The organism is Streptomyces filipinensis, assembly GCF_014649495.1.
Taxonomy (GTDB): domain Bacteria; phylum Actinomycetota; class Actinomycetes; order Streptomycetales; family Streptomycetaceae; genus Streptomyces; species Streptomyces filipinensis.
On sequence record NZ_BMTD01000019.1, the window covers coordinates 96,237 to 117,387 of the forward strand.

The following is a 21,151-nucleotide window of genomic DNA, read 5'->3' on the forward strand; positions in this document are numbered from 1 at the left end:
CGGGGAGCGGAACCGGATGAGCACAGGGGCGCTGGTGGCCCTCGCCGCGCTGTGGGGTGCCCTGTCGGGCGCGCTGCTGCCGCGTGCCGCCTACCGCTTCGCCGTCCCCTCCGGTGAACCGTGGCGGGAGCGCTGCCCGGCCGGCCACCCGTTGCGGGGCTGGATCGGCCGGACCGGCTGCGGCGCCTGCGGCGCAGCGGGACATGGACCGGGGACGGAACAGGGGCGGGGACACGGACCGGGGGCGGAACAGGCACAGGGGTCCGGGACGGGGCCGCGCGCGGGTGTGCTGCCCGCCGCCCTCCTCACCGCCCTGACCTGCGCCGCGCTCGCCGCCGCCACCGGCACCCGGCCGGAACTGGCGGTCTGGCTGCTGCTCGCCCCCGTCGGGGTGCTGCTGGCCGTGGTCGATGTCCGGGTGCAGCGGCTGCCCGACCCGCTCACCCTGCCCCTCGCCGTGGCCGCGCTCGCCCTGCTGGGCCTGGCCGCGCTGCTGCCCGAACACGCCGGCCACTGGCTCACCGCGCTCTACGGAGCCCTCGCGCTCGGCGCCGGCTACTACGCGCTGTACCGCATCAACCCGGCCGGCATGGGCTTCGGCGATGTGAAGCTGGCCGTCGGGGCGGGCGCCGTACTCGGCTGGTACGGCTGGTCCACGGTCCTGCTCGGCACCTTCGCCGGCTTCCTGCTCGGCGCCCTGTACGGCGGTGCGCTCGTCGTCGTACGGCGCGCGGGCCGCAGGACGGCGATCCCGTTCGGCCCGTTCCTGCTGGCCGGGGCCTTCACCGGCCTGCTGATCGGCGCGTACGCGGCCTGAGGACGGACGGCCGCGGGGGCTGGCGTAGGCTGAGTCAGTCCGTCCACAACCCTTGACGAAAGGGACGCCCTGGTGACCGAGAAGGCCGACCTCCAGTCTGTTCTCGACCGTGCCGCAGCCGGTGGACGGATCACTCCGGAAGAGGCGCTCGTCCTCTACCGCGAGGCCCCGCTGCACGCGCTGGGCGCCGCCGCCGACGCCGTACGCCGCCGTATGTACGCCGGTGTCGAGCACATCGCCACGTACATCATCGAACGGAACATCAACTACACGAACGTGTGCGTCACGGCGTGCAAGTTCTGCGCCTTCTACGCGGCCCCCAAGGACAAGGACAAGGGCTGGACCCGCGACCTCGACGACATCCTGCGCCGCTGCGCGGAGACCGTCGAACTGGGCGGCACCCAGATCATGTTCCAGGGCGGCCACCACCCGGACTACGGCGTCGAGTACTACGAGAAGCACTTCAAGGCCATCAAGGACGCCTTCCCGCAGCTCGTGATCCACTCGCTGGGCGCGTCCGAGGTCGAGCACATGGCGCGGATCAGCGGGGTCTCGGTCGAGGAGGCCATCACCCGGATCCACGAGGCCGGCCTGGACTCCTTCGCCGGCGCCGGCGCCGAACTCCTGCCGGAGCGGCCGCGCAAGGCCATCGCCCCGCTGAAGGAGTCCGGCGAGCGCTGGCTGGAGATCATGGAGAGCGCGCACAAGCTGGGCGTGGAGTCCACCTCCACCATGCTGATGGGCACGGGCGAGACGAACGCCGAACGGATCGAGCACCTGCGGATGATCCGGGACGTCCAGGACCGCACGGGCGGCTTCCGCGCGTTCATCCCGTACACCTACCAGCCCGAGAACAACCACCTGAAGGGCCGCACCCAGGCGACCCTGTTCGAGTACCTGCGGATGATCGCGATCGCCCGTCTGTTCCTCGACAACGTCCGGCACATCCAGGGCTCGTGGCTGACCACGGGCAAGGAGGTCGGCCAGCTGTCGCTGCACTACGGCGCGGACGACCTCGGCTCGATCATGCTGGAGGAGAACGTGGTCTCCTCGGCCGGCGCCAGGCATCGCTCCAACCGTATGGAGATCATCGACCTGATCAGGAAGGCGGGCCGGGTCCCGGCGCAGCGCGCCACGACGTACGAGCACCTCGTCGTCCACGACGACCCGGCGAACGACCCCGTCGACGACCGGGTCGTCTCCCACATCTCCTCCACGGCGATCGAGGGCGGCACGGCCCACCCCGAGCTGAAGCTGCTGGCGTCGAACTAGAACGAACCAGGAGTCCCGTGCTGACACTTCACGTCGCCGAGCGGTCGCCCGAGGCGGCGGTCCTGGTCGACGGGGCGTCCGTCGCCGCCGTCGGCCGGTACCAGGAACTGGCCGACGGTCACCCGAGGGCGCGGGTGCGGCGCTGGCCCGGCATCCTGACCCCGGGACTGCTGAACCCGTACGGCCCGGAGCTGCTGGAGGCCACGTACCATCCCGACCCGCGCGAGGCCGATGACCTCGGCACCGAGCCCATCGGTGGGGAGCGGGCCCGGGAGATCTTCCGCACCGACCCCGCGCGGCTCGGTGCGAGCGCGCGGCGTGGGGTGCAGCGGATGCTGGCGCACGGCACGGTGGCGGTGGCCGGGGAACTGCGGTCGCGGGCGGTGGTCGACGCGGTGCGCCGGGCCGGACTCGCGGTGGGGCGGCGGCCGGACCGGCTCCCGGGCCCGGCGGCGCTGTCCCCGACACCGCTGATCCTGTTGCCGGGGCTGGTCCCAGGTGGTCCCGCCCGGTTCGCCGTGTTCGACGTCGCGGACCGCGCCGAACTGGTCCGGCGCGGCGCCGGGACCTGTGTGGCGACCGTGATCGGCGGGAGGCTGGTGTACCGCGGCCGCTGATCACGGCTCAGCCCGCGAACGCCCGCGCGAAGGTCCCCGGACTCTGCGTCACCCCGCTGCGGTCCCTCGCGGCTTCGTCCTGCTCTGCGGCTGGGTGGAGGACGTCGCGGCACGCAGGAAGCCGAGGCTCCTGCCCTGAGACCGGGCTGCAACAATGGGCGGGTGACCCGCGCTTCCCTGAACAAGCAGCCGCACGAAGTCGCCTCGATGTTCGACGACGTGGCGGAACGGTACGACCTGACGAACGACGTGCTGTCGCTCGGCCAGGACCGGCGCTGGCGCAAGGAGGTGGCGAAGGCGGTCGACGCGCGCCCCGCGCAGAAGATCCTCGACCTCGCCGCCGGTACGGCCACCTCCTCGCTGCCCTTCGCGCGGACGGGCGCGTACGTCGTCCCCTGCGACTTCTCCCTCGGGATGCTCCAGGTCGGGAAGAGGAAGCACACCTGGCTGCCGTTCACGGCCGGCGACGCGACGAGACTGCCGTTCAAGGACGACACCTTCGACGCCGTGACGATCTCCTTCGGGCTGCGCAACGTGCAGGACACGGACGCGGCCCTGCGGGAGATGTACCGGGTGACCCGGCCCGGCGGGCGCGTCGTGATCTGCGAGTTCTCGCATCCGACCTGGGCGCCGTTCCGCACCGTCTACACCGAGTACCTGATGCGGGCGCTGCCGCCGGTCGCCCGCGCGGTCTCCTCGAACCCGGACGCCTACGTCTACCTCGCCGAGTCCATCCGCGCCTGGCCCGATCAGCCCGGCCTCGCCGAACGGCTGCGCAAGGCGGGCTGGTCGAAGGTGGCGTGGCGCAACCTCACCGGCGGCGTGGTCGCCCTGCACCGCGGCTTCAAGGAGAGCTGAGCCCCCCGGCGGTGGGTCGCCGCCGCCGGCTCACCGGTTGATCATCTCGTAGGCGTCACCGGGCTCACCGAGTTCACGGCGGAGTCCGCCCGTGGGCGGCCGCGGGATGCGTGGCTCGCGCACGCCTCCGCCGCCCTCTCCCTCGCCGAAGTCGAACCACACGTACACCATCGACTCCCGCGGCACCTCGGCGCCGGGCTGCGGGTACTGCCGTACGACGTAGTCGACGACCGTGAGGTGGAAGTCGGGGCGGTCCGGCGCGCTGAGCAACAGGCCGCGCGCCCGGGCCGTTTCGCGCGCGTCCACGGCCATCAGTCCGACCAGCCGCGGCACGCGCACTTCGGGTGTTTTGGGTGTTATACGCACAGATGTCACCCCCAGCGGTACAGGAAGGGTAACTCCAGGGCGCCCCGGCCGGAAGAAGTTCGTGTCTTTCTGTGACAGACGACTACTCTGAGTTATCGGGTGTGTTGAGGGCCAGCCGGAAGCAGAGCGCCGACTCGTTCAGCGTGGGATGCGGGTAGCCCTGCGCCGGCCGCATCCCGAGCCGCCGGGTCACCGCGATCGACCGCTCGTTGCCCGGCCGGACCATCGCCACCACCTCGGGCACCCCTGCCGCCCGCACCCGCTGGAGCGTCTCGCGCGCGGCCGCGGTGGCATACCCCTTGCCCCAGTGCGCCCGGCCCAGCCGCCAGCCGATCTCGATCTCGCCGACCGGACCCCAGCCGGGCCGCCAGGGCTGCGCCCCGGTGAAGCCGATGACCTCCCCGGCCTCGTCCAGCAAGGTCCACAGGCAGAAGCCGAGTACCGCGTCGTGCCGCCGCTGGCGCGCGGTGAGTTCCTCGTAGACCGACAGCGCGGCCGGACCGCCGCCGTAGAACTCCATGACCTCGGGGTCGTCGAAGACCCGGTGCCAGGTGATCGCGTCCTCGTGGGTGGGGACGCGCAGCCGTACCGCGGGGAGAGGTCGGTTCACAGGGCAGCCCTTCAGCCGGGTGATCAATTCTGCTGAATAGACTGCCCATGTCCAGTGCCGGTCGGCACGCAGATTTCGAACCAGGGGAGATCCCGCCGTGACCGTCGTGAAGGAGCCCCTCTCCGAAAACACCGCCGACGTGATCGTCGTCGGCGCGGGGCCGGCCGGCTCCACGACCGCCTACCACCTCGCCAAGGCCGGTCTCGACGTCCTTCTCCTGGAGAAGACCGAGTTCCCGCGCGAGAAGGTCTGCGGCGACGGCCTCACCCCGCGCGCGGTGAAGCAGCTCGTGTCGATGGGGATCGACATCTCCGAGGAGGCCGGCTGGCTGCGCAACAAGGGCCTGCGCATCATCGGCGGCGGCTCCCGCCTCCAGCTGGACTGGCCGGAACTCGCCTCCTACCCGAACTACGGACTCGTCCGCAAGCGCGACGACTTCGACGAGCAGCTCGCCCGCAACGCCCAGAAGGCGGGGGCGCGGCTGTACGAGCGCTGCAACGTGAGCGGCCCGGTCGTCGACGACCGCACCGGCCGCATCACCGGTGTCACCGCCAAGCTCGGCGAGGAGAAGCGCGAGGTCACCTTCCGCGCGCCGTTGGTGGTGGCCGCCGACGGCAACTCCACCCGCCTGTCGCTGGCGATGGGCCTGCACCGCCGCGAGGACCGTCCCATGGGCGTCGCGGTGCGCACCTACTTCACCTCGCCCCGCCACGACGACGACTACCTGGAGTCCTGGCTGGAACTGTGGGACCGGCGCGGCCCCCAGGACCGCCTCCTGCCCGGCTACGGCTGGATCTTCGGCATGGGCGACGGCACGTCGAACGTCGGCCTCGGCGTGCTGAACACCTCCGCCTCCTTCAAGGAGCTGGACTGGCGCGAGATCCTCAAGGCCTGGTGCGCATCCATGCCCGAGGACTGGGGCTACACCCCCGAGAACATGACCGGCCCCATCCGCGGCGCCGCCCTGCCCATGGCCTTCAACCGCCAGCCGCACTACACGCGCGGGCTGCTGCTCGTCGGTGACGCCGGCGGCCTGGTGAACCCCTTCAACGGCGAGGGCATCGCCTACGCCATGGAGTCCGGCCAGATCGCCGCCGACGTCATCGTGCAGGCCCACGCGCGGGCCACGCCCGCCCAGCGCGAGATCGCCCTGCAGCGCTACCCACGCGTCCTCAAGGACACCTACGGCGGCTACTACACGCTCGGCCGCGCCTTCGTGAAGCTCATCGGCAACCCGAAAGTCATGCAGATCGCCGCCCAGCGGGGTCTTTCGCACCCACTGCTGATGAAGTTCACCCTCAAGCTCCTCGCGAACCTCACCGACCCCACCGGCGGTGACGCGATGGACCGCATCATCAACGGCCTGAGCAAGGTGGCCCCGAAGGCGTGAGGCCCCTCTAGAGCCTGCTCACTCCCCTAGACCCGGCTCAGTTCCCCGGCCCTGGCGGCCCGGCGGGCGAACACCTCGTCCCGCCGGTCCGCCATCTGCCGCAGGGCGTCCTTTTTCTCCCGCTTGGAGAGCCGGTCCAGATAGAGGTGCCCGTCGGTGTGGTCGGTCTCGTGGATCAGGCAGCGCGCGAAGTACCCCGTGCCCTCGATGACGACCGGCCGGCCGTTCTTGTCCTGCCCGCGCACGACGGCCCGGTCCGGCCGCGACACGGCCATCACGGCACCCGGTACCGACAGGCAGCCCTCGTTCTCGTCCAGCAGCCGTCGCCCGCTCGTGGGCGTTTCCAGCACCGGATTGACGATGTGTCCGACATGCCGGACACCGTCGTCATCGGGGCAGTCGTACACGAAAACACGCTGATCGACCCCGACCTGGTTGGCCGCGAGCCCCGCTCCTTCGGCGACATACAGGGTGAGGAACATGTCGTCGATGAGTGCGGCGAGGTCGGGGCCGAACTCCGTGACGTCCCGGCACGGCTTGTGCAGGACCTCCTCGCCGACCTCGGTGATCCGGCGCACCACACCGCGCCGGGCCTCGGGGGCGTGGCGGGGGTAGTGGTCGGCGGGCGTTCCCTGTACGAACACGCGTGGCATCGCGCGGTCTCCTTCGCTCATGGACGGACCGCCGGGCGGCGGCCCGTGCCGAGCATGTCAGGAACACCGCCCTGGCGTGCCGGGAACGACGCAAGGGCCGCTGCCCCCGAACGGCTGCGGCCCTACGCGCGTTGAGAGGCGCGGGAGTGCTCAGAGCACCCGCACGGCGCCGGTCGGCGGGTCGTACGACAGCGGGTGCTCCCCGACGCCGCTGGAGGGGTTCTGGGCGCCGACGAACATGCCGTCGCCCACGTACACCGCCACGTGGTAGGCACTGCCCGCGGGGCCCCAGTACAGGATGTCGCCCGGCTGCAGGTTGCTCAGCGACACCTGGGTGCCGGCCGTCGACTGGTCCTGGGAGACACGGGGCAGGCTGATCCCGACCTGCTTGAAGGCCGTCTGCACCAGGCCCGAGCAGTCGTACGCCGTCGGACCGGTGGCGCCGGAGACGTACGCCTTGCCGATCTGCGCCTTCACGAAGGAGATCACGGCCGCGGCCGAACCGGTGGCCGTGGAGGTGCTCGTGGACGTGCTCGTGGAGGTGCCGCCGGAGTCCGACGTGGTGGAGAGCGTCGTGCGCGCCGCGTTGCGGGAGGCGCGGGCGGCGGCGTCCTTGCGGGCGGCCTCCTCGGCCTTCTTCTTGGCCTCGGCGGCCTTCTGCTTCGCCTCGGCGAGGTCCGCCTTGGCCTGCTTCGCGGCCTTTGCGGCGGCCGCGTCACGCTCGGCCTGCAGCTGGTAGTTCGCGGCGGCCTGCTGGGTGGCGTCCGCGGACTTGGCCGCCTGAGCGGCCAGGTCGGCCGTCAGGGTGGGCAGTTCGAGGGTCTGCGTCACCGGCTCGGCCGCGTTCGCCGAGCCGGACGCCCCGGCGACTGCCAGGGTGCTGAGGACGCCACCGGCAACTCCGGCCCGCATCGCGAGGGTCGACGCGCTGCGGCGGGGCTTCCGGTGGCTGCGTATGTGAGCGGTGTGGGACATGGGAACAACCGGTACCAGGGGCTCCTTCATATCTTCAAGAAACGTGTGCTGCGCCACAGTTGCTCAATCGAGACCGTGAATCCCGGGCGCGTCGCTCTTTATTGACGCCGTAACGGACAAACCGGACGTCGGTGATCAAGGCCTTGATCACGGCCTTTGATCATTACGTCCGGATTGCCCCCCACCTACCACTGGTTGCGGTCGTTGGCCAAGCCCGGTTCTCAGGGACCTCTCATCGATGTGGCGGAGGTCACGGAACGGTCACCGGAACCGCGGCGTCCGTGCGCGCGGCGCTCGTGAACGCGTGCACGTGCCCACACCCCCGTCCACACCGCTCCCTCGCCTCCCACTGATGTGTGAACGCCGCCCTCTACCAGGCACCGGCGTCCAGCGCCAATTTGCATGCAGCGGAAGTCTCTTGATATTGAGACGACCCCTCCGGCCTGCGATGACGAGCAAAAATGTCACTTCTGGTGATCAACTGAACGCTTCGCGTATGAAGATCACTCATCATCCGACTTCATGATCCTTCGTCAGGTGGTGGAGATCACAAAGCTTGTGGAATACCCCGTGTCGCAGATCACAGAGCGACGGGCATAAGATGCGTGGCAACTGGGCTTGTGACCTGCTTCACATGTTCTCGATCTTCGCTGGGGATGACGGGACTCGTGGGACCGGTGAGGCGGAAGTGAGCGCAGTGCACCAGTGCAACCGCCAGCAGTCAGCGCCGACTGAGAGGAGCGAGGAGCGGTGAACGCGTATGCGCCCATCCTCGTACTGGGAGCCCTCGGGGCAGGCTTTGCGATCTTCTCCGTGGTCATGGCCACGCTGATCGGTCCGAAGCGGTACAACCGCGCCAAGCTCGAGGCCTACGAGTGCGGTATCGAGCCGACCCCCACGCCGGCCGGCGGCGGGCGCTTCCCCATCAAGTACTACCTGACGGCGATGCTCTTCATCGTCTTCGACATCGAGATCGTCTTCCTCTACCCCTGGGCCGTCACCTTCGACGCCCTGGGGATCTTCGGGCTCGTGGAGATGCTGCTCTTCGTGCTCACCGTCTTCGTCGCGTACGCGTACGTATGGCGGCGCGGCGGCCTGGAATGGGACTGAGGGGCCTTACGACATGGGACTCGAAGAAAAGCTGCCGAGCGGCTTCCTGCTGACCACCGTCGAGCAGGCCGCGGGCTGGGTGCGCAAGGCGTCCGTCTTCCCGGCCACCTTCGGCCTCGCCTGCTGCGCCATCGAGATGATGACCACCGGCGCCGGCCGTTACGACCTGGCCCGCTTCGGCATGGAGGTCTTCCGCGGCTCGCCGCGCCAGGCGGACCTGATGATCGTCGCCGGCCGGGTCAGCCAGAAGATGGCGCCGGTGCTCCGGCAGGTCTACGACCAGATGCCGAACCCGAAATGGGTGATCTCCATGGGCGTCTGCGCCTCCTCCGGCGGCATGTTCAACAACTACGCGATCGTCCAGGGCGTCGACCACATCGTCCCGGTCGACATCTACCTGCCGGGCTGCCCGCCCCGCCCCGAGATGCTGATGGACGCGATCCTCAAGCTCCACCAGAAGATCCAGTCCACCAAGCTCGGCGTCAACGCCGAGGAAGCGGCCCGCGAGGCGGAGGAGGCGGCGCTCAAGGCCCTGCCCACGATCGAGATGAAGGGGCTGCTGCGGTGAGCGACGCGAACGGCAACGGCGCGGGCGGCGTGAACGGCTCCGCGAACGGGGTGAACGGCTCCGCGAACGGGGTGAACCCCGAGAAGGACCTCTCCGCCTCCAACCTCCCCGGTCAGCGCGGCCAGGGCGGCGAGGAGATCCGCGTCCAGCGCGGCATGTTCGGCGCCGAGAACGGCGGCGACACCTCCGGCTACGGTGGCCTGACCCGCTCGGTCCGGCTCCCGGGACCCGCGACCCGTCCCTACGGAGGCTGGTTCGACGAGGTCGCCGACGAGCTGGAGGGCGCCCTGGAGGAACAGGGCCTCGTCCCGGACAACGCCGTCGAGAGGACGGTCGTCGACCGCGGCGAGCTGACCTTCCACATCGAACGCGAGCACCTGGTCCGCGTCGCCCGCACCCTGCGCGACGACCCGGCCCTGCGCTTCGAACTGTGCACCGGGGTCAGCGGCGTCCACTACCCGCACGACAAGGGCCGTGAGCTGCACGCCGTCTACCATCTGCGCTCGATCACCCACAACCGGCTGATCCGCCTGGAGGTCAGCGCCCCCGACAGCGACCCGCGCATCCCGTCGCTGGTCCAGGTCTATCCGACCAACGACTGGCACGAGCGCGAGACCTACGACTTCTTCGGCATCGTCTTCGACGGTCACCCGGCCCTGACCCGGATCATGATGCCGGACGACTGGCAGGGCCACCCGCAGCGCAAGGACTACCCCCTCGGCGGCATCCCCGTCGAGTACAAGGGCGCCCAGATCCCGGCTCCGGACCAGCGGAGGTCGTACTCGTGAGCAGCACCCAGTCAGCAGCCGCCCGGGAAACCACCGAGGGCACCGTATATACGGTCACCGGTGGCGACTGGGACGAGGTCGTCCAGTCCGCGACCCGCGCCGACGACGAACGCATCGTCGTCAACATGGGTCCCCAGCACCCCTCCACCCATGGAGTGCTCCGCCTGATCCTGGAGATCGAGGGCGAGACGGTCACCGAGGCCCGCTGCGGCATCGGCTATCTGCACACCGGCATCGAGAAGAACCTCGAGTACCGCACGTGGACGCAGGGCACCACCTTCGTCACGCGCATGGACTACCTGACGTCGTTCTTCAACGAGACCGCCTACTGCCTCGCCGTCGAGAAACTCCTCGGCGTCGAGGACGACATCACCGAGCGCGCCAAGATCATCCGGGTCCTCCTGATGGAGCTGAACCGGATGTCCTCCCACCTGGTGTGCATCGCCACCGGCGGCATGGAGCTGGGCGCCACCACGATCATGATCTACGGCTTCCGTGATCGTGAAATGATTCTCGACCTCTACGAGCTCATCACGGGCCTGCGGATGAACCACGCGTACATCCGCCCCGGCGGACTGGCCCAGGACCTGCCGCCCGGCGCCGTGGACCAGATCCGCGAGTTCGTGAAGAAGATGAAGAAGAACCTCCCCGAGTACGACAAGCTCGCCACCGGGAACCCCATCTTCAAGGCCCGCATGCAGGACATCGGCTACCTCGACCTGGCCGGCTGCATGGCCCTCGGCGCCACCGGCCCCATCCTGCGCTCCACCGGCCTGCCGCACGACCTGCGCAAGGCACAGCCGTACTGCGACTACGAGACGTACGACTTCGACGTCCCGACCGCCGACACCTGCGACGCCTACGGCCGCTTCCTGGTCCGCCTGGAGGAGATGCGCCAGTCGCTCAGGATCGTCGAACAGTGCCTGGACCGGCTCGCACCCGGCCCGGTCATGGTCGCCGACAAGAAGATCGCCTGGCCCGCCCAGCTCGCCCTGGGACCGGACGGACTCGGCAACTCCCTCGACCACATCAAGAAGATCATGGGCACCTCCATGGAGGCCCTGATCCACCACTTCAAACTCGTCACCGAGGGCTTCCGCGTCCCACCGGGACAGGCGTACGCGGCCGTCGAGTCCCCCAAGGGCGAGCTCGGCGTGCATGTCGTCTCCGACGGCGGCACCCGCCCCTACCGGGTCCACTTCCGCGACCCGTCCTTCACCAACCTGCAGGCCATGGCGGCGATGTGCGAAGGCGGCCAGGTCGCCGACGTCATCGTCGCCGTCGCGTCCATCGACCCCGTGATGGGAGGCGTCGACCGGTGACCACCTCTTCTTCGGAGCGGGGCGTCAGCCTGGGCATGCCCGAACTGCCCGCGCCCGCCTACCCGGACGACGTCCGGGCCCGGCTGGAGGCGGACGCGCGCGAGGTGATCGCGCGCTACCCGGACTCCCGGTCCGCGCTGCTGCCGCTGCTCCACCTCGTGCAGGCGGAGGAGGGCCATGTCACGCGCACCGGAATGCGGTTCTGCGCGGACATGCTGGACCTGACCACGGCCGAGGTCACCGCCGTCGCCACCTTCTACACGATGTACCGGCGCAAGCCGTCCGGCGACTACCAGGTCGGCGTGTGCACCAACACGCTGTGCGCGGTGATGGGCGGCGACGCGATCTTCGAGACCCTCCAGGAGCACCTGGGCGTCGGCAACGGCGAGACCACCGACGACGGCAAGGTCACCCTGGAGCACATCGAGTGCAACGCGGCCTGCGACTACGCGCCGGTCGTGATGGTCAACTGGGAGTTCTTCGACAACCAGACGCCGACGAGCGCCAAGCACCTGGTCGACGATCTGCGCGCGGGCCGGCCCGTGCAGCCCACGCGCGGGGCGCGGATGTGCACCTTCAAGGAGACCGCGCGGATTCTGGCCGGCTTCCCCGACGAGCGGCCAGGGGCCGTCGAGGAGGGCGGCAGTGCGGGACCGGCGTCACTGGTGGGCCTTCGCCTGGCAAGGGGAGAGGCCGCACCCGCGCGCGTGGTCCATCCGCGCGGAGGTCCGCATGAGGAGCAGCAGGACAGGGTGCACGAGCCGTCGCCGGCCGAGCACCTCAGCTCCCATGACGCGCCGCAGGAGACATCGGCCTCCGACCCAGCCCACCCGGCAGGGCCTACCGCCGAGGAGGGGGAGTGATGACCGTGGTACCCGAGGTGAAGGACACGAGCCCGGAGAAGCTGCTCGCACCCGTGCTGTCGGCCTTCTGGGACGAGGACCGGTCCTGGACCCTGGACGTCTACCGGAGGCACGAGGGGTACGAGGGGCTCCGCAAGGCGCTCGCCATGTCACCGGACGACGTGATCGCGTACGTCAAGGACTCCGGGCTGCGCGGCCGCGGCGGCGCGGGATTCCCGACCGGAATGAAGTGGCAGTTCATTCCGCAGGGTGATGGAAAACCGCACTATCTAGTTGTCAACGCCGACGAATCGGAGCCCGGGACCTGCAAGGACATCCCGCTCCTCTTCGCGAACCCGCATAGCCTCATCGAGGGCATGGTGATCGCTTGCTATGCCATCAGGTCGTCGCATGCCTTCATCTATCTGCGTGGTGAAGTCGTTCCCGTTCTGCGGCGGTTGCACGAGGCCGTGCGCGAGGCCTACGCGGCGGGCTACCTCGGCGAGAACATCCTGGGCAGCGGGCTCGACCTCCACCTCACCGTGCACGCCGGCGCCGGCGCGTACATCTGCGGTGAGGAGACCGCACTGCTCGACTCGCTCGAAGGCCGCCGTGGTCAACCGCGGCTGCGTCCCCCCTTCCCTGCGGTGGAAGGCCTCTACGCCTGTCCGACTGTTGTGAACAACGTCGAGTCGATCGCGTCGGTTCCCGCCATCCTGCAAAACGGGAAAGACTGGTTCAGGTCGATGGGCAGCGAGAAGTCCCCGGGCTTCACGCTCTACTCGCTCAGCGGCCACGTCGCCAGCCCCGGCCAGTACGAGGCCCCGCTCGGCGTCACGCTCCGCCAGCTCCTGGACATGAGCGGCGGCATGCGGCCCGGCCACCGGCTGAAGTTCTGGACGCCCGGCGGCTCCTCGACGCCGATGTTCACCGACGAGCACCTCGACGTCCCCCTCGACTACGAGGGCGTCGGCGCCGCCGGGTCGATGCTCGGCACCAAGGCGCTGCAGTGCTTCGACGAGACGACGTGCGTGGTGCGGGCGGTGACCCGCTGGACGGAGTTCTACGCCCACGAGTCCTGCGGCAAGTGCACGCCGTGCCGCGAAGGGACGTACTGGCTGGTGCAGTTGCTGCGGGACATCGAGGCCGGCAAGGGCACCCTGTCCGACCTCGACAAGCTCGCCGACATCGCCGACAACATCAACGGCAAGTCCTTCTGCGCCCTCGGCGACGGCGCCGCGTCCCCGATCTTCTCCTCGCTGAAGTACTTCCGCGAGGAGTACCAGCAGCACATCACGGGCCGGGGCTGCCCCTTCGACCCGGCCAAGTCGACGGCCTGGGCGGACCGCCCGGAGGTGAACGCATGACCGTGACCACCAACGCTCCCGCGGGTGGCGGAGAGGCGGCGGTCCCGCCGGAAGACCTCGTCACGCTGACGATCGACGGCGCCGAGATCAGCGTGCCCAAGGGCACCCTGGTCATCCGGGCCGCCGAGCAGCTCGGCATCGAGATCCCCCGGTTCTGCGACCACCCCCTGCTCGATCCCGCCGGCGCCTGCCGTCAGTGCATCGTCGAGGTCGAGGGCCAGCGCAAGCCCATGGCGTCCTGCACCATCACGTGCACCGACGGCATGGTGGTGAAGTCCCAGCTCACCTCGCCGGTCGCCGAGAAGGCCCAGCACGGCGTGATGGAGCTGCTGCTCATCAACCACCCGCTGGACTGCCCGGTCTGCGACAAGGGTGGCGAGTGCCCGCTGCAGAACCAGGCCATGTCGCACGGCAACCCCGAGTCCCGCTTCGACGGCAAGAAGCGGACCTACGAAAAGCCCGTACCGATCTCCACCCAGGTCCTGCTCGACCGCGAGCGGTGCGTGCTGTGCGCCCGCTGCACCCGGTTCTCCAACCAGATCGCGGGCGACCCGATGATCGAGCTGATCGAGCGGGGCGCCCTGCAGCAGGTCGGCACCGGCGAGGGCGACCCGTTCGAGTCGTACTTCTCCGGCAACACCATCCAGATCTGCCCGGTCGGCGCGCTCACCTCGGCGGCCTACCGATTCCGCTCCCGCCCCTTCGACCTCGTCTCCTCCCCGTCGGTGTGCGAGCACTGCTCCGGTGGCTGCGCCACCCGCACCGACCACCGGCGTGGCAAGGTCATGCGGCGCCTCGCGGCCAGCGACCCCGAGGTGAACGAGGAGTGGATCTGCGACAAGGGACGCTTCGCGTTCCGCTACGCGCAGCTCAAAGACCGCCTCGACACCCCGCTGGTCCGCAGCGCCGACGGGGTCCTGGAGCCCGCCTCGTGGCCGGAGGCGCTGGAGGCGGCCGCGCGCGGCCTCGGCGCCGCCCGCTCCCGGGCCGGCGTGCTCGTCGGCGGCCGGCTGACCGTCGAGGACGCCTACGCGTACAGCAAGTTCGCGCGCGTGGCGCTCGACACGAACGACATCGACTTCCGCGCGCGCGTGCACAGCGGTGAGGAGGCCGACTTCCTGGCGTCCCGCGTGGCCGGCCACGGCCGGGACCTCGACGGTACGGGGGTCACGTACACCTCCCTGGAGAAGGCTCCGGCCGTGCTGCTGGCCGGCTTCGAGTCGGAGGAGGAGGCGCCCGGCGTCTTCCTGCGGCTGCGCAAGGCCTGGCGCAGGCACGGGCAGCAGGTGTTCGCACTGTCCACGCACACGACCCGGGGCCTGCAGAAGGCGGGCGGCACCCTGCTGCCGGCCGCGCCGGGCACCGAGACCGAGTGGCTGGACGCCCTCGCCGGCGGCGTCGGCCTGGACGAGCCCGGCACCCGGGCCGCCGAGGCACTGCGCACCGAGGGCGCGGTCATCGTCGTAGGAGAGCGGCTCGCCTCGGTCGCCGGCGGCCTCACCGCCGCCGTACGGGCCGCCACGGCGACCGGCGCCCAGCTGGTGTGGATCCCGCGCAGGGCCGGTGAGCGGGGCGCCATCGAAGTGGGCGCGCTGCCGTCGCTGCTGCCGGGCGGCCGCCCGGCGACCGACCCGCGCGCGCGGGAGGAGGTCGCGGCCGTCTGGGGCCTCGCCGAACTCCCGCTGCGCTACGGCCGCGACACCCACCACATCGTCGAGGCCGCCGCGACCGGCGAACTGTCGGCACTCGTGGTCGCCGGGGTCGAGGTCGCCGACCTGCCCGACCCGGCACGCGCGCGTGAGGCACTCGACAGCGTCGGCTTCCTGGTGTCACTGGAACTGCGGCCCAGTGAGGTCACCGAATACGCCGACGTCGTCCTGCCGGTCGCCGCGGTCGCCGAGAAGGCGGGCACCTTCCTCAACTGGGAGGGCAGGGTGCGATTCTTCGAGGCCGCCCTCAAGCCCGAGCAGATGACCCGTCGCCTGGCACCGGCCGACGCGCGCGTGCTGCAGATGCTGGCCGACGCGATGGACGTCCATCTGGGCCTGCCGGATCTGCGCACCACGCGCGCGGAGATCGACCGGCTCGGCTCCTGGGACGGTCCGCGCGCCGCCGAACCCCAGGAGTCCGCGGGCGCGCTGCCCCGCCCGGCCGCCGGCGAGGCCGTGCTCGCCGGACACCGGCTGCTGCTCGACCAGGGTGTCCTGCAGGAGGGCGACGAGGCACTCGCAGGCACCCGGCACGCCGCGTACGCGCGCGTGTCCGCGGCGACAGCCGCCGAGTCGGGCGTCGAGGACGGCGGCCTCCTCGCGGTCACCGGCCCCGCGGGCAGCACCGCACTCCCGCTGCGGGTCACCGATATGCCCGACCGGGTGGTGTGGCTCCCGCTGAACTCCGCCGGCACGGGCGTCGCCTCCGACACCGGGGCGCAGCCCGGCTCCCTCGTCCGCATCGGCCCGGCGGCACCCGCCGAACCGGCCCCCAAGGAGGTGGAGGCATGAGCCCGTACCTCGCAGCTGAAGACCTCTCGATGTTCGGCCGCGACCCCTGGTGGCTGGTCGTCATCAAGGCCGTGTTCTGCTTCGCCTTCCTGATGGTGACCGTGCTGTTCTCCATCGTCTGGGAGCGCAAGGTCGTCGCCTGGATGCAGCTGCGCATCGGCCCCAACCGGCACGGCCCCTGGGGCATGCTCCAGTCGCTCGCCGACGGTGTGAAGCTGATGCTCAAGGAAGACCTCATCGTCAAGCGCGCGGACAAGGTGGTGTACGTCCTCGCGCCGATCGTCGCGGCCATCCCGGCTTTCATGGCGATCGCGGTGATCCCCTTCGGCCCGGCCGGCAACGAAATCTCGATCTTCGGCCACCGCACCACGATGCAGCTGACCGACCTGCCGATCGCGATGCTCTACGTCCTCGCGGTCGCCTCCGTCGGCATCTACGGCATCGTCCTCGCGGGCTGGAGTTCCGGATCCACGTATCCGCTGCTCGGCGGCCTGCGCTCCTGCGCGCAGATGATCTCCTACGAGATCGCCATGGGTGCCGCGTTCGCCTCCGTGTTCCTGTACTCGGGGTCGATGTCGACCTCCACGATCGTGGAGCAGCAGCACGACCGCTGGTACATCCTGCTGCTGCCGGTCTCCTTCATCCTGTACATCGTCACGATGGTCGGCGAGACCAACCGCGCCCCCTTCGACATGCCGGAGTCCGAGGGTGACCTGGTCGGCGGCTTCAACACCGAGTACTCGTCGATCAAGTTCGCGATGTTCATGCTCGCCGAGTACGTGAACATGGTGACGGTCTCGGCCGTGTCGACCACCCTGTTCCTCGGCGGCTGGCGCGCCCCCTGGCCGATCAGCTCCGTCTGGGCGGGCGCGAACCACGGCTGGTGGCCGCTGCTCTGGTTCGTCATCAAGGTCCAGCTGCTGCTGTTCTTCTTCATCTGGCTGCGCGGCACGCTCCCACGCGTCCGCTACGACCAGCTGATGAAGCTCGGCTGGAAGGTCCTCATCCCGGTCTCCGTGACCTGGCTGATGCTGGTGGCGACCGTACGGGCCCTGCGCAACGAGCACTACGAGTTCGCCGACATTGCCCTCTACGTGGGCGGCGGAGTCCTCGCCCTTCTGCTGATCTCCTTCGTCGCCGACATGTTCCGCGAGAGGGCGAGGGCGGCCGGACAGTCCACCGCCGAGCAGGCCGGATTCGACCCGATGGCGGGCGGATTCCCCGTGCCGCCGCTCCCCGGACAGGAACTGCCGCCCGTGCCGAGGCGCCGCCCGCGCCGCGAGCGGGAGCTGATTGTCAGTGGCGGATCGGACACTGTCAGTGACGGATCTTCGGATGGAAAGGAGGCGTCCGATGGCTGAGGAGCCGAAGGAGACCAAGCCCGGTTTCCAGAACCCCGTCGCCGGCTTCGGCGTGACCTTCAAGGCCATGTTCAAGAAGCGGCTGACCGAGCAGTACCCGGAGCAGAAGAAGACCACGGCTCCGCGGTTCCACGGACGGCACCAGCTCAACCGCCATCCGGACGGCCTGGAGAAGTGCGTCGGCTGCGAGCTGTGCGCGTGGGCCTGCCCCGCCGACGCCATCTACGTGGAGGGCGCCGACAACACCGACGAGGAGCGCTACTCGCCGGGCGAGCGGTACGGCCGCGTCTACCAGATCAACTACGCCCGCTGCATCCTGTGCGGGCTGTGCATCGAGGCGTGCCCCACGCGCGCGTTGACGATGACCAACGAGTTCGAACTGGCCGACTCCAGCCGCGCCAACCTCATCTACACCAAGGAGCAGCTCCTCGCCGGCCTCGAAGAGGGCATGGTCGACACACCGCACGCGATCTTCCCGGGGACCGACGAACAGGACTACTACCGGGGCCTGGTCACACATGCCGCGCCCGGCACGGTCCGCCAGGTCGCGCACTCCAAGGGCGAGGTCCCGCAGGAGGCCGCGTCGACCTTCGGTGAGGACGAGCCGGCCTCGGAGGAGGTGATCGGCCGATGATGACGCACCTCGCCGCCTACACCACCTCCACCGGTGAGGCGTTCCAGTTCTGGGTCCTCGGCACGGTCGCGGTGATCGGCGCCCTGTGTACCGTCTTCATGAAGAAGGCCGTGCACAGCGCGCTGTGTCTCGCCGGGACCATGATCATCCTCGCGGTGTTCTACCTCGCCAACGGCGCCTACTTCCTGGGAATCGTGCAGATCGTCGTCTACACCGGCGCGATCATGATGCTGTTCCTGTTCGTGGTGATGCTCGTCGGCGTGACGGCGGCGGACTCGCTGAAGGAGACCATCAAGGGCCAGCGCTGGCTGGCCCTTCTGTGTGGGGCCGGCTTCGGCGTCCTGTTGCTCGCCGGGCTCGGGAACGCGTCCCTGAAGGAGTTCGACGGCATCGGCCAGGCGAACGCGAACGGCAATGTGGAGGGCCTCGCCTCCCTCCTCTTCACCAAGTACGTGTTCGCCTTCGAAATCACCGGCGCCCTGCTGATCACGGCCGCCGTCGGCGCCATGGTGCTCACCCACCGCGAGCGCACGGAGCGCGCCAAGACCCAGCGCGAGCTGTCCGAACAGCGTGTCCGTGAAGGCACCCACGTACCTCCGCTGCCCGCCCCGGGTGTCTACGCCCGGCACAACGCGGTCGACATCGCGGGCCTGCTCCCCGACGGCACCCCGTCCGAGCTGACCGTCAGCAAGACGCTGCGCGAGCGCGGCCAGGTCCGTGACGTGTCCGCGGAGGCGCTCAACGACCTGCACGCGCTGGAACAGCGCGCGGAGGAACGCCTGGAGCGCACGGCGATCGAACCGGCGACGTTCAAGCGGCCCGAGGAGGCGTCGAAGTGAACCCGGTCAACTACCTCTACCTCGCCGCCCTGTTGTTCACGATCGGCGCGACCGGAGTACTGATCCGGCGCAACGCGATCGTGGTCTTCATGTGCATCGAGCTGATGCTGAACGCCTGCAACCTCGCGTTCGTCGCCTTCTCCCGGATGCACGGCAACCTCGACGGCCAGATCATCGCCTTCTTCACGATGGTCGTCGCCGCCGCGGAGGTCGTGGTGGGCCTCGCGATCATCGTGTCGCTGTTCCGTACCCGCCACTCGGCCTCGGTCGACGACGCCAGCCTGATGAAGCTGTAAGGGGTCGGAAGAATCGTGGAGAACCTGATCGCGCTGCTCATCGCGGCGCCCCTGCTCGGAGCGGCCGTCCTCCTGGTCGGCGGCCGGCGGCTCGACGCCGTCGGCCACTGGATCGGCACGCTGCTCTCGTTCGTCTCCTTCGTCATCGGTGTCGTACTCTTCGCCGACCTGCTGGGCAAGGGAGCCGAACACCGCACCCTGACGCAGCATCTGTTCAGCTGGGTCCCGGTGGCCGGCTTCCAGGCGGACGTCACCTTCCGCCTCGACCAGCTGTCGATGACATTCGTCCTGCTCATCACGGGTGTCGGCTCGCTGATCCACCTGTACTCGGTCGGGTACATGGAGCACGACGAGCGGCGCCGACGCTTCTTCGGCTATCTGAACCTGTTCCTCGCGGCGATGCTGCTGCTCGTCCTCGCCGACAACTACCTGCTGCTGTATGTCGGCTGGGAGGGCGTCGGCCTCGCCTCGTACCTGCTGATCGGCTTCTGGCAGCACAAGCCCAGCGCGGCCACCGCGGCGAAGAAGGCCTTCCTCGTCAACCGCGTCGGCGACATGGGCCTGTCGATCGCGATCATGCTGATGTTCACCACCTTCGGCAGCTTCGCCTTCGGGCCGGTCCTCAGCCACGCCGGTGACGCCTCCGAGGGCAGGCTCACCGCCATCGGTCTGATGCTCCTGCTCGCCACCTGCGGCAAGTCCGCCCAGGTGCCGCTGCAGTCCTGGCTCGGGGACGCCATGGAGGGCCCGACCCCGGTCTCGGCCCTGATCCACGCGGCGACGATGGTGACGGCGGGCGTGTACCTCATCGTCCGCTCCGGAGCCGTCTTCAACGCGGCCCCCGACGCGCAACTCGCGGTCACCGTGGTCGGCGCGGTCACGCTCCTCTTCGGTGCGATCGTCGGTTGCGCGAAGGACGACATCAAGAAGGCACTGGCCGGATCGACCATGTCGCAGATCGGCTACATGGTCCTGGCCGCGGGCCTCGGCCCCATCGGCTACGTCTTCGCGATCATGCACCTGGTCACGCACGGCTTCTTCAAGGCCGGGCTGTTCCTCGGCGCCGGCTCCGTCATGCACGGCATGAACGACGAGGTCGACATGCGCAAGTACGGCGGCCTGCGCAGGTACATGCCGGTCACCTTCGTCACCTTCGGCCTCGGCTACCTCGCCATCATCGGCTTCCCGGGCCTGTCCGGCTTCTTCTCCAAGGACAAGATCATCGAGGCGGCCTTCGCCAAGGGCGGCACCGACGGCTGGATCCTCGGCGGCGTGGCCCTGCTGGGCGCGGCCATCACCGCCTTCTACATGACGCGCGTGATGCTGATGACCTTCTTCGGAGAGGAGCGTTGGAAGAACCAGCCCACTCGCTCCCCGGAGGCCCCGAGCGCGGAGCCCGCCGCGGAGCACCAGGGCGAGCACGCCGAGCCGCACCCGCACGAGTCCCCGAAGGTCATGACGATCCCGATGATCGTGCTGGCCGTCGGCTCGGTCCTCGGCGGTGGCTTCTTCAGCATCGGCGACCGCTTCCTGCACTGGCTGGAGCCGGTCACCGGCTACAGCGAGGGGCACTCCCCGGTCGGCGCCTGGACGGTCACCGGGGCGACCATGGTGTGCCTGATCATCGGCGTCGGCATCGCCTGGGCCCAGTACGGCCGCAAGCCCGTCCCGGCCGTCGCCCCGCGCGGCTCGCTGCTCACCCGCGCGGCACGCCGCGACCTGCTCCAGGACGACTTCAACCACGTCGTCCTGGTACGCGGCGGCGAACACCTGACGCGCTCCCTGGTGTACGTCGACCACACCCTGGTCGACGGCGTCGTCAACGGCACGGCGGCCGGCTTCGGCGGCCTGTCCAGCCGGCTACGCCGGGTCCAGAACGGCTTCGCCCGCTCCTACGCGGTCTCGATGTTCGGCGGCGCGGCACTCCTGGTCGCCGCGACCCTGCTGATGAGGGCGGTCTGATAC

The 21,151-nt window shown here is 69.7% G+C and carries 21 protein-coding genes; 17 read left to right on the forward strand and 4 right to left on the reverse strand.

From position 1 onward, the window contains the following. The first annotated feature begins 16 nt into the window (after positions 1 to 16). From IE244_RS32945 to IE244_RS32960, 4 genes are all read left to right on the forward strand, one after another. A complete protein-coding gene (locus IE244_RS32945; protein ID WP_191877232.1) occupies positions 17 to 817 on the forward strand; it encodes a prepilin peptidase in 801 nt (266 codons plus the stop codon). A gap of 72 nt (positions 818 to 889) precedes the next feature. Beyond that, complete coding sequence (gene mqnC, locus IE244_RS32950; RefSeq protein WP_191877233.1) at positions 890 to 2,089, forward strand: cyclic dehypoxanthinyl futalosine synthase; 1,200 nt, start codon at positions 890 to 892, stop codon at positions 2,087 to 2,089. Between the two features lie 17 nt (positions 2,090 to 2,106). Then, a complete protein-coding gene (locus IE244_RS32955; protein WP_191877234.1) occupies positions 2,107 to 2,706 on the forward strand; it encodes a hypothetical protein in 600 nt (199 codons plus the stop codon). A 162-nt stretch (positions 2,707 to 2,868) separates the two neighbouring features. Next, positions 2,869 to 3,564, forward strand: coding sequence for a demethylmenaquinone methyltransferase (locus IE244_RS32960; protein WP_191877235.1), 696 nt, complete (start codon positions 2,869 to 2,871; stop codon positions 3,562 to 3,564). A gap of 30 nt (positions 3,565 to 3,594) precedes the next feature. Here IE244_RS32960 and IE244_RS32965 read toward each other — a convergent pair whose 3' ends face one another. Next, positions 3,595 to 3,903, reverse strand: a complete 309-nt coding sequence (locus tag IE244_RS32965) for a PASTA domain-containing protein (protein WP_229854501.1) — start codon at positions 3,901 to 3,903, stop codon at positions 3,595 to 3,597. A gap of 109 nt (positions 3,904 to 4,012) precedes the next feature. Beyond that, positions 4,013 to 4,540, reverse strand: a complete 528-nt coding sequence (locus IE244_RS32970; RefSeq protein ID WP_191877237.1) for a GNAT family N-acetyltransferase — start codon at positions 4,538 to 4,540, stop codon at positions 4,013 to 4,015. Positions 4,541 to 4,637: 97 nt separating this feature from the next. Between IE244_RS32970 and IE244_RS32975 the strand changes: the two genes are divergently transcribed. Then, a complete protein-coding gene (locus tag IE244_RS32975; RefSeq protein WP_191877238.1) occupies positions 4,638 to 5,930 on the forward strand; it encodes a geranylgeranyl reductase family protein in 1,293 nt (430 codons plus the stop codon). Between the two features lie 26 nt (positions 5,931 to 5,956). Here the strand turns inward: IE244_RS32975 and def are convergent, their stop codons facing one another. Then, the gene (def, locus tag IE244_RS32980; protein ID WP_191877239.1) at positions 5,957 to 6,583 is read right to left on the reverse strand and encodes a peptide deformylase; all 627 of its coding nucleotides are present in this window, start codon (positions 6,581 to 6,583) and stop codon (positions 5,957 to 5,959) included. Positions 6,584 to 6,733: 150 nt separating this feature from the next. After that, positions 6,734 to 7,558, reverse strand: coding sequence for a C40 family peptidase (locus tag IE244_RS32985; protein ID WP_191877240.1), 825 nt, complete (start codon positions 7,556 to 7,558; stop codon positions 6,734 to 6,736). 750 nt (positions 7,559 to 8,308) lie between these two features. Here IE244_RS32985 and IE244_RS32990 point away from each other — a divergent pair. Genes IE244_RS32990 through nuoL form a run of 12 tightly spaced genes read left to right on the forward strand, consistent with a single transcriptional unit; the run spans position 8,309 to position 21,148 of the window. Then, positions 8,309 to 8,668 carry an NADH-quinone oxidoreductase subunit A gene (locus IE244_RS32990; RefSeq protein ID WP_003992243.1) on the forward strand — a complete coding sequence of 120 codons (360 nt, stop codon included), beginning with the start codon at positions 8,309 to 8,311 and terminating at the stop codon, positions 8,666 to 8,668. A 13-nt stretch (positions 8,669 to 8,681) separates the two neighbouring features. Continuing rightward, the gene (locus IE244_RS32995; RefSeq protein ID WP_009190037.1) at positions 8,682 to 9,236 is read left to right on the forward strand and encodes a NuoB/complex I 20 kDa subunit family protein; all 555 of its coding nucleotides are present in this window, start codon (positions 8,682 to 8,684) and stop codon (positions 9,234 to 9,236) included. Beyond that, positions 9,233 to 10,024, forward strand: a complete 792-nt coding sequence (locus tag IE244_RS33000) for an NADH-quinone oxidoreductase subunit C (RefSeq protein ID WP_373305800.1) — start codon at positions 9,233 to 9,235, stop codon at positions 10,022 to 10,024. Before IE244_RS32995 ends, IE244_RS33000 begins: the two co-directional genes overlap by 4 nt. Further along, positions 10,021 to 11,346, forward strand: coding sequence for an NADH-quinone oxidoreductase subunit D (locus tag IE244_RS33005; RefSeq protein ID WP_031166882.1), 1,326 nt, complete (start codon positions 10,021 to 10,023; stop codon positions 11,344 to 11,346). The genes IE244_RS33000 and IE244_RS33005 overlap by 4 nt, the downstream gene beginning before the upstream one ends. Beyond that, positions 11,343 to 12,209: an NADH-quinone oxidoreductase subunit NuoE gene (gene nuoE, locus IE244_RS33010; RefSeq protein WP_031166884.1), complete on the forward strand. Its 867-nt coding sequence runs from the start codon at positions 11,343 to 11,345 to the stop codon at positions 12,207 to 12,209. The genes IE244_RS33005 and nuoE overlap by 4 nt, the downstream gene beginning before the upstream one ends. Next, a complete protein-coding gene (nuoF, locus tag IE244_RS33015; RefSeq protein WP_373305801.1) occupies positions 12,209 to 13,555 on the forward strand; it encodes an NADH-quinone oxidoreductase subunit NuoF in 1,347 nt (448 codons plus the stop codon). Before nuoE ends, nuoF begins: the two co-directional genes overlap by 1 nt. Further along, entirely contained in the window at positions 13,552 to 16,056 is a 2,505-nt protein-coding gene (locus tag IE244_RS33020; protein WP_191877242.1) for an NADH-quinone oxidoreductase subunit G, read from the forward strand. The genes nuoF and IE244_RS33020 overlap by 4 nt, the downstream gene beginning before the upstream one ends. Beyond that, complete coding sequence (gene nuoH / locus IE244_RS33025) at positions 16,053 to 17,417, forward strand: NADH-quinone oxidoreductase subunit NuoH (RefSeq protein ID WP_191877243.1); 1,365 nt, start codon at positions 16,053 to 16,055, stop codon at positions 17,415 to 17,417. Before IE244_RS33020 ends, nuoH begins: the two co-directional genes overlap by 4 nt. After that, positions 17,410 to 18,051 carry an NADH-quinone oxidoreductase subunit NuoI gene (gene nuoI / locus IE244_RS33030; RefSeq protein ID WP_191877244.1) on the forward strand — a complete coding sequence of 214 codons (642 nt, stop codon included), beginning with the start codon at positions 17,410 to 17,412 and terminating at the stop codon, positions 18,049 to 18,051. The genes nuoH and nuoI overlap by 8 nt, the downstream gene beginning before the upstream one ends. Continuing rightward, positions 18,048 to 18,890 (forward strand): NADH-quinone oxidoreductase subunit J, encoded by an 843-nt coding sequence (locus IE244_RS33035; RefSeq protein WP_191877245.1) that lies wholly within the window; start codon positions 18,048 to 18,050, stop codon positions 18,888 to 18,890. Before nuoI ends, IE244_RS33035 begins: the two co-directional genes overlap by 4 nt. Continuing rightward, positions 18,887 to 19,186, forward strand: coding sequence for an NADH-quinone oxidoreductase subunit NuoK (gene nuoK / locus IE244_RS33040; RefSeq protein ID WP_028420845.1), 300 nt, complete (start codon positions 18,887 to 18,889; stop codon positions 19,184 to 19,186). Before IE244_RS33035 ends, nuoK begins: the two co-directional genes overlap by 4 nt. Positions 19,187 to 19,201: 15 nt before the next feature. After that, positions 19,202 to 21,148: an NADH-quinone oxidoreductase subunit L gene (nuoL, locus tag IE244_RS33045; RefSeq protein ID WP_191877246.1), complete on the forward strand. Its 1,947-nt coding sequence runs from the start codon at positions 19,202 to 19,204 to the stop codon at positions 21,146 to 21,148. Positions 21,149 to 21,151 lie beyond the last annotated feature (3 nt).

What these genes read in the sequence shown, in the direction of transcription:
- IE244_RS32945 (WP_191877232.1), top strand. Translation starts at nt 17, where the DNA reads ATGAGCACAGGGGCGCTGGTGGCCCTCGCCGCGCTGTGGGGTGCCCTG.
- def (WP_191877239.1), bottom strand. Translation starts at nt 6,583, where the DNA reads ATGCCACGCGTGTTCGTACAGGGAACGCCCGCCGACCACTACCCCCGC.
- IE244_RS32985 (WP_191877240.1), bottom strand. Translation starts at nt 7,558, where the DNA reads ATGTCCCACACCGCTCACATACGCAGCCACCGGAAGCCCCGCCGCAGC.
- IE244_RS32995 (WP_009190037.1), top strand. Translation starts at nt 8,682, where the DNA reads ATGGGACTCGAAGAAAAGCTGCCGAGCGGCTTCCTGCTGACCACCGTC.
- nuoF (WP_373305801.1), top strand. Translation starts at nt 12,209, where the DNA reads ATGACCGTGGTACCCGAGGTGAAGGACACGAGCCCGGAGAAGCTGCTC.
- IE244_RS33020 (WP_191877242.1), top strand. Translation starts at nt 13,552, where the DNA reads ATGACCGTGACCACCAACGCTCCCGCGGGTGGCGGAGAGGCGGCGGTC.
- nuoH (WP_191877243.1), top strand. Translation starts at nt 16,053, where the DNA reads ATGAGCCCGTACCTCGCAGCTGAAGACCTCTCGATGTTCGGCCGCGAC.
- nuoI (WP_191877244.1), top strand. Translation starts at nt 17,410, where the DNA reads ATGGCTGAGGAGCCGAAGGAGACCAAGCCCGGTTTCCAGAACCCCGTC.
- IE244_RS33035 (WP_191877245.1), top strand. Translation starts at nt 18,048, where the DNA reads ATGATGACGCACCTCGCCGCCTACACCACCTCCACCGGTGAGGCGTTC.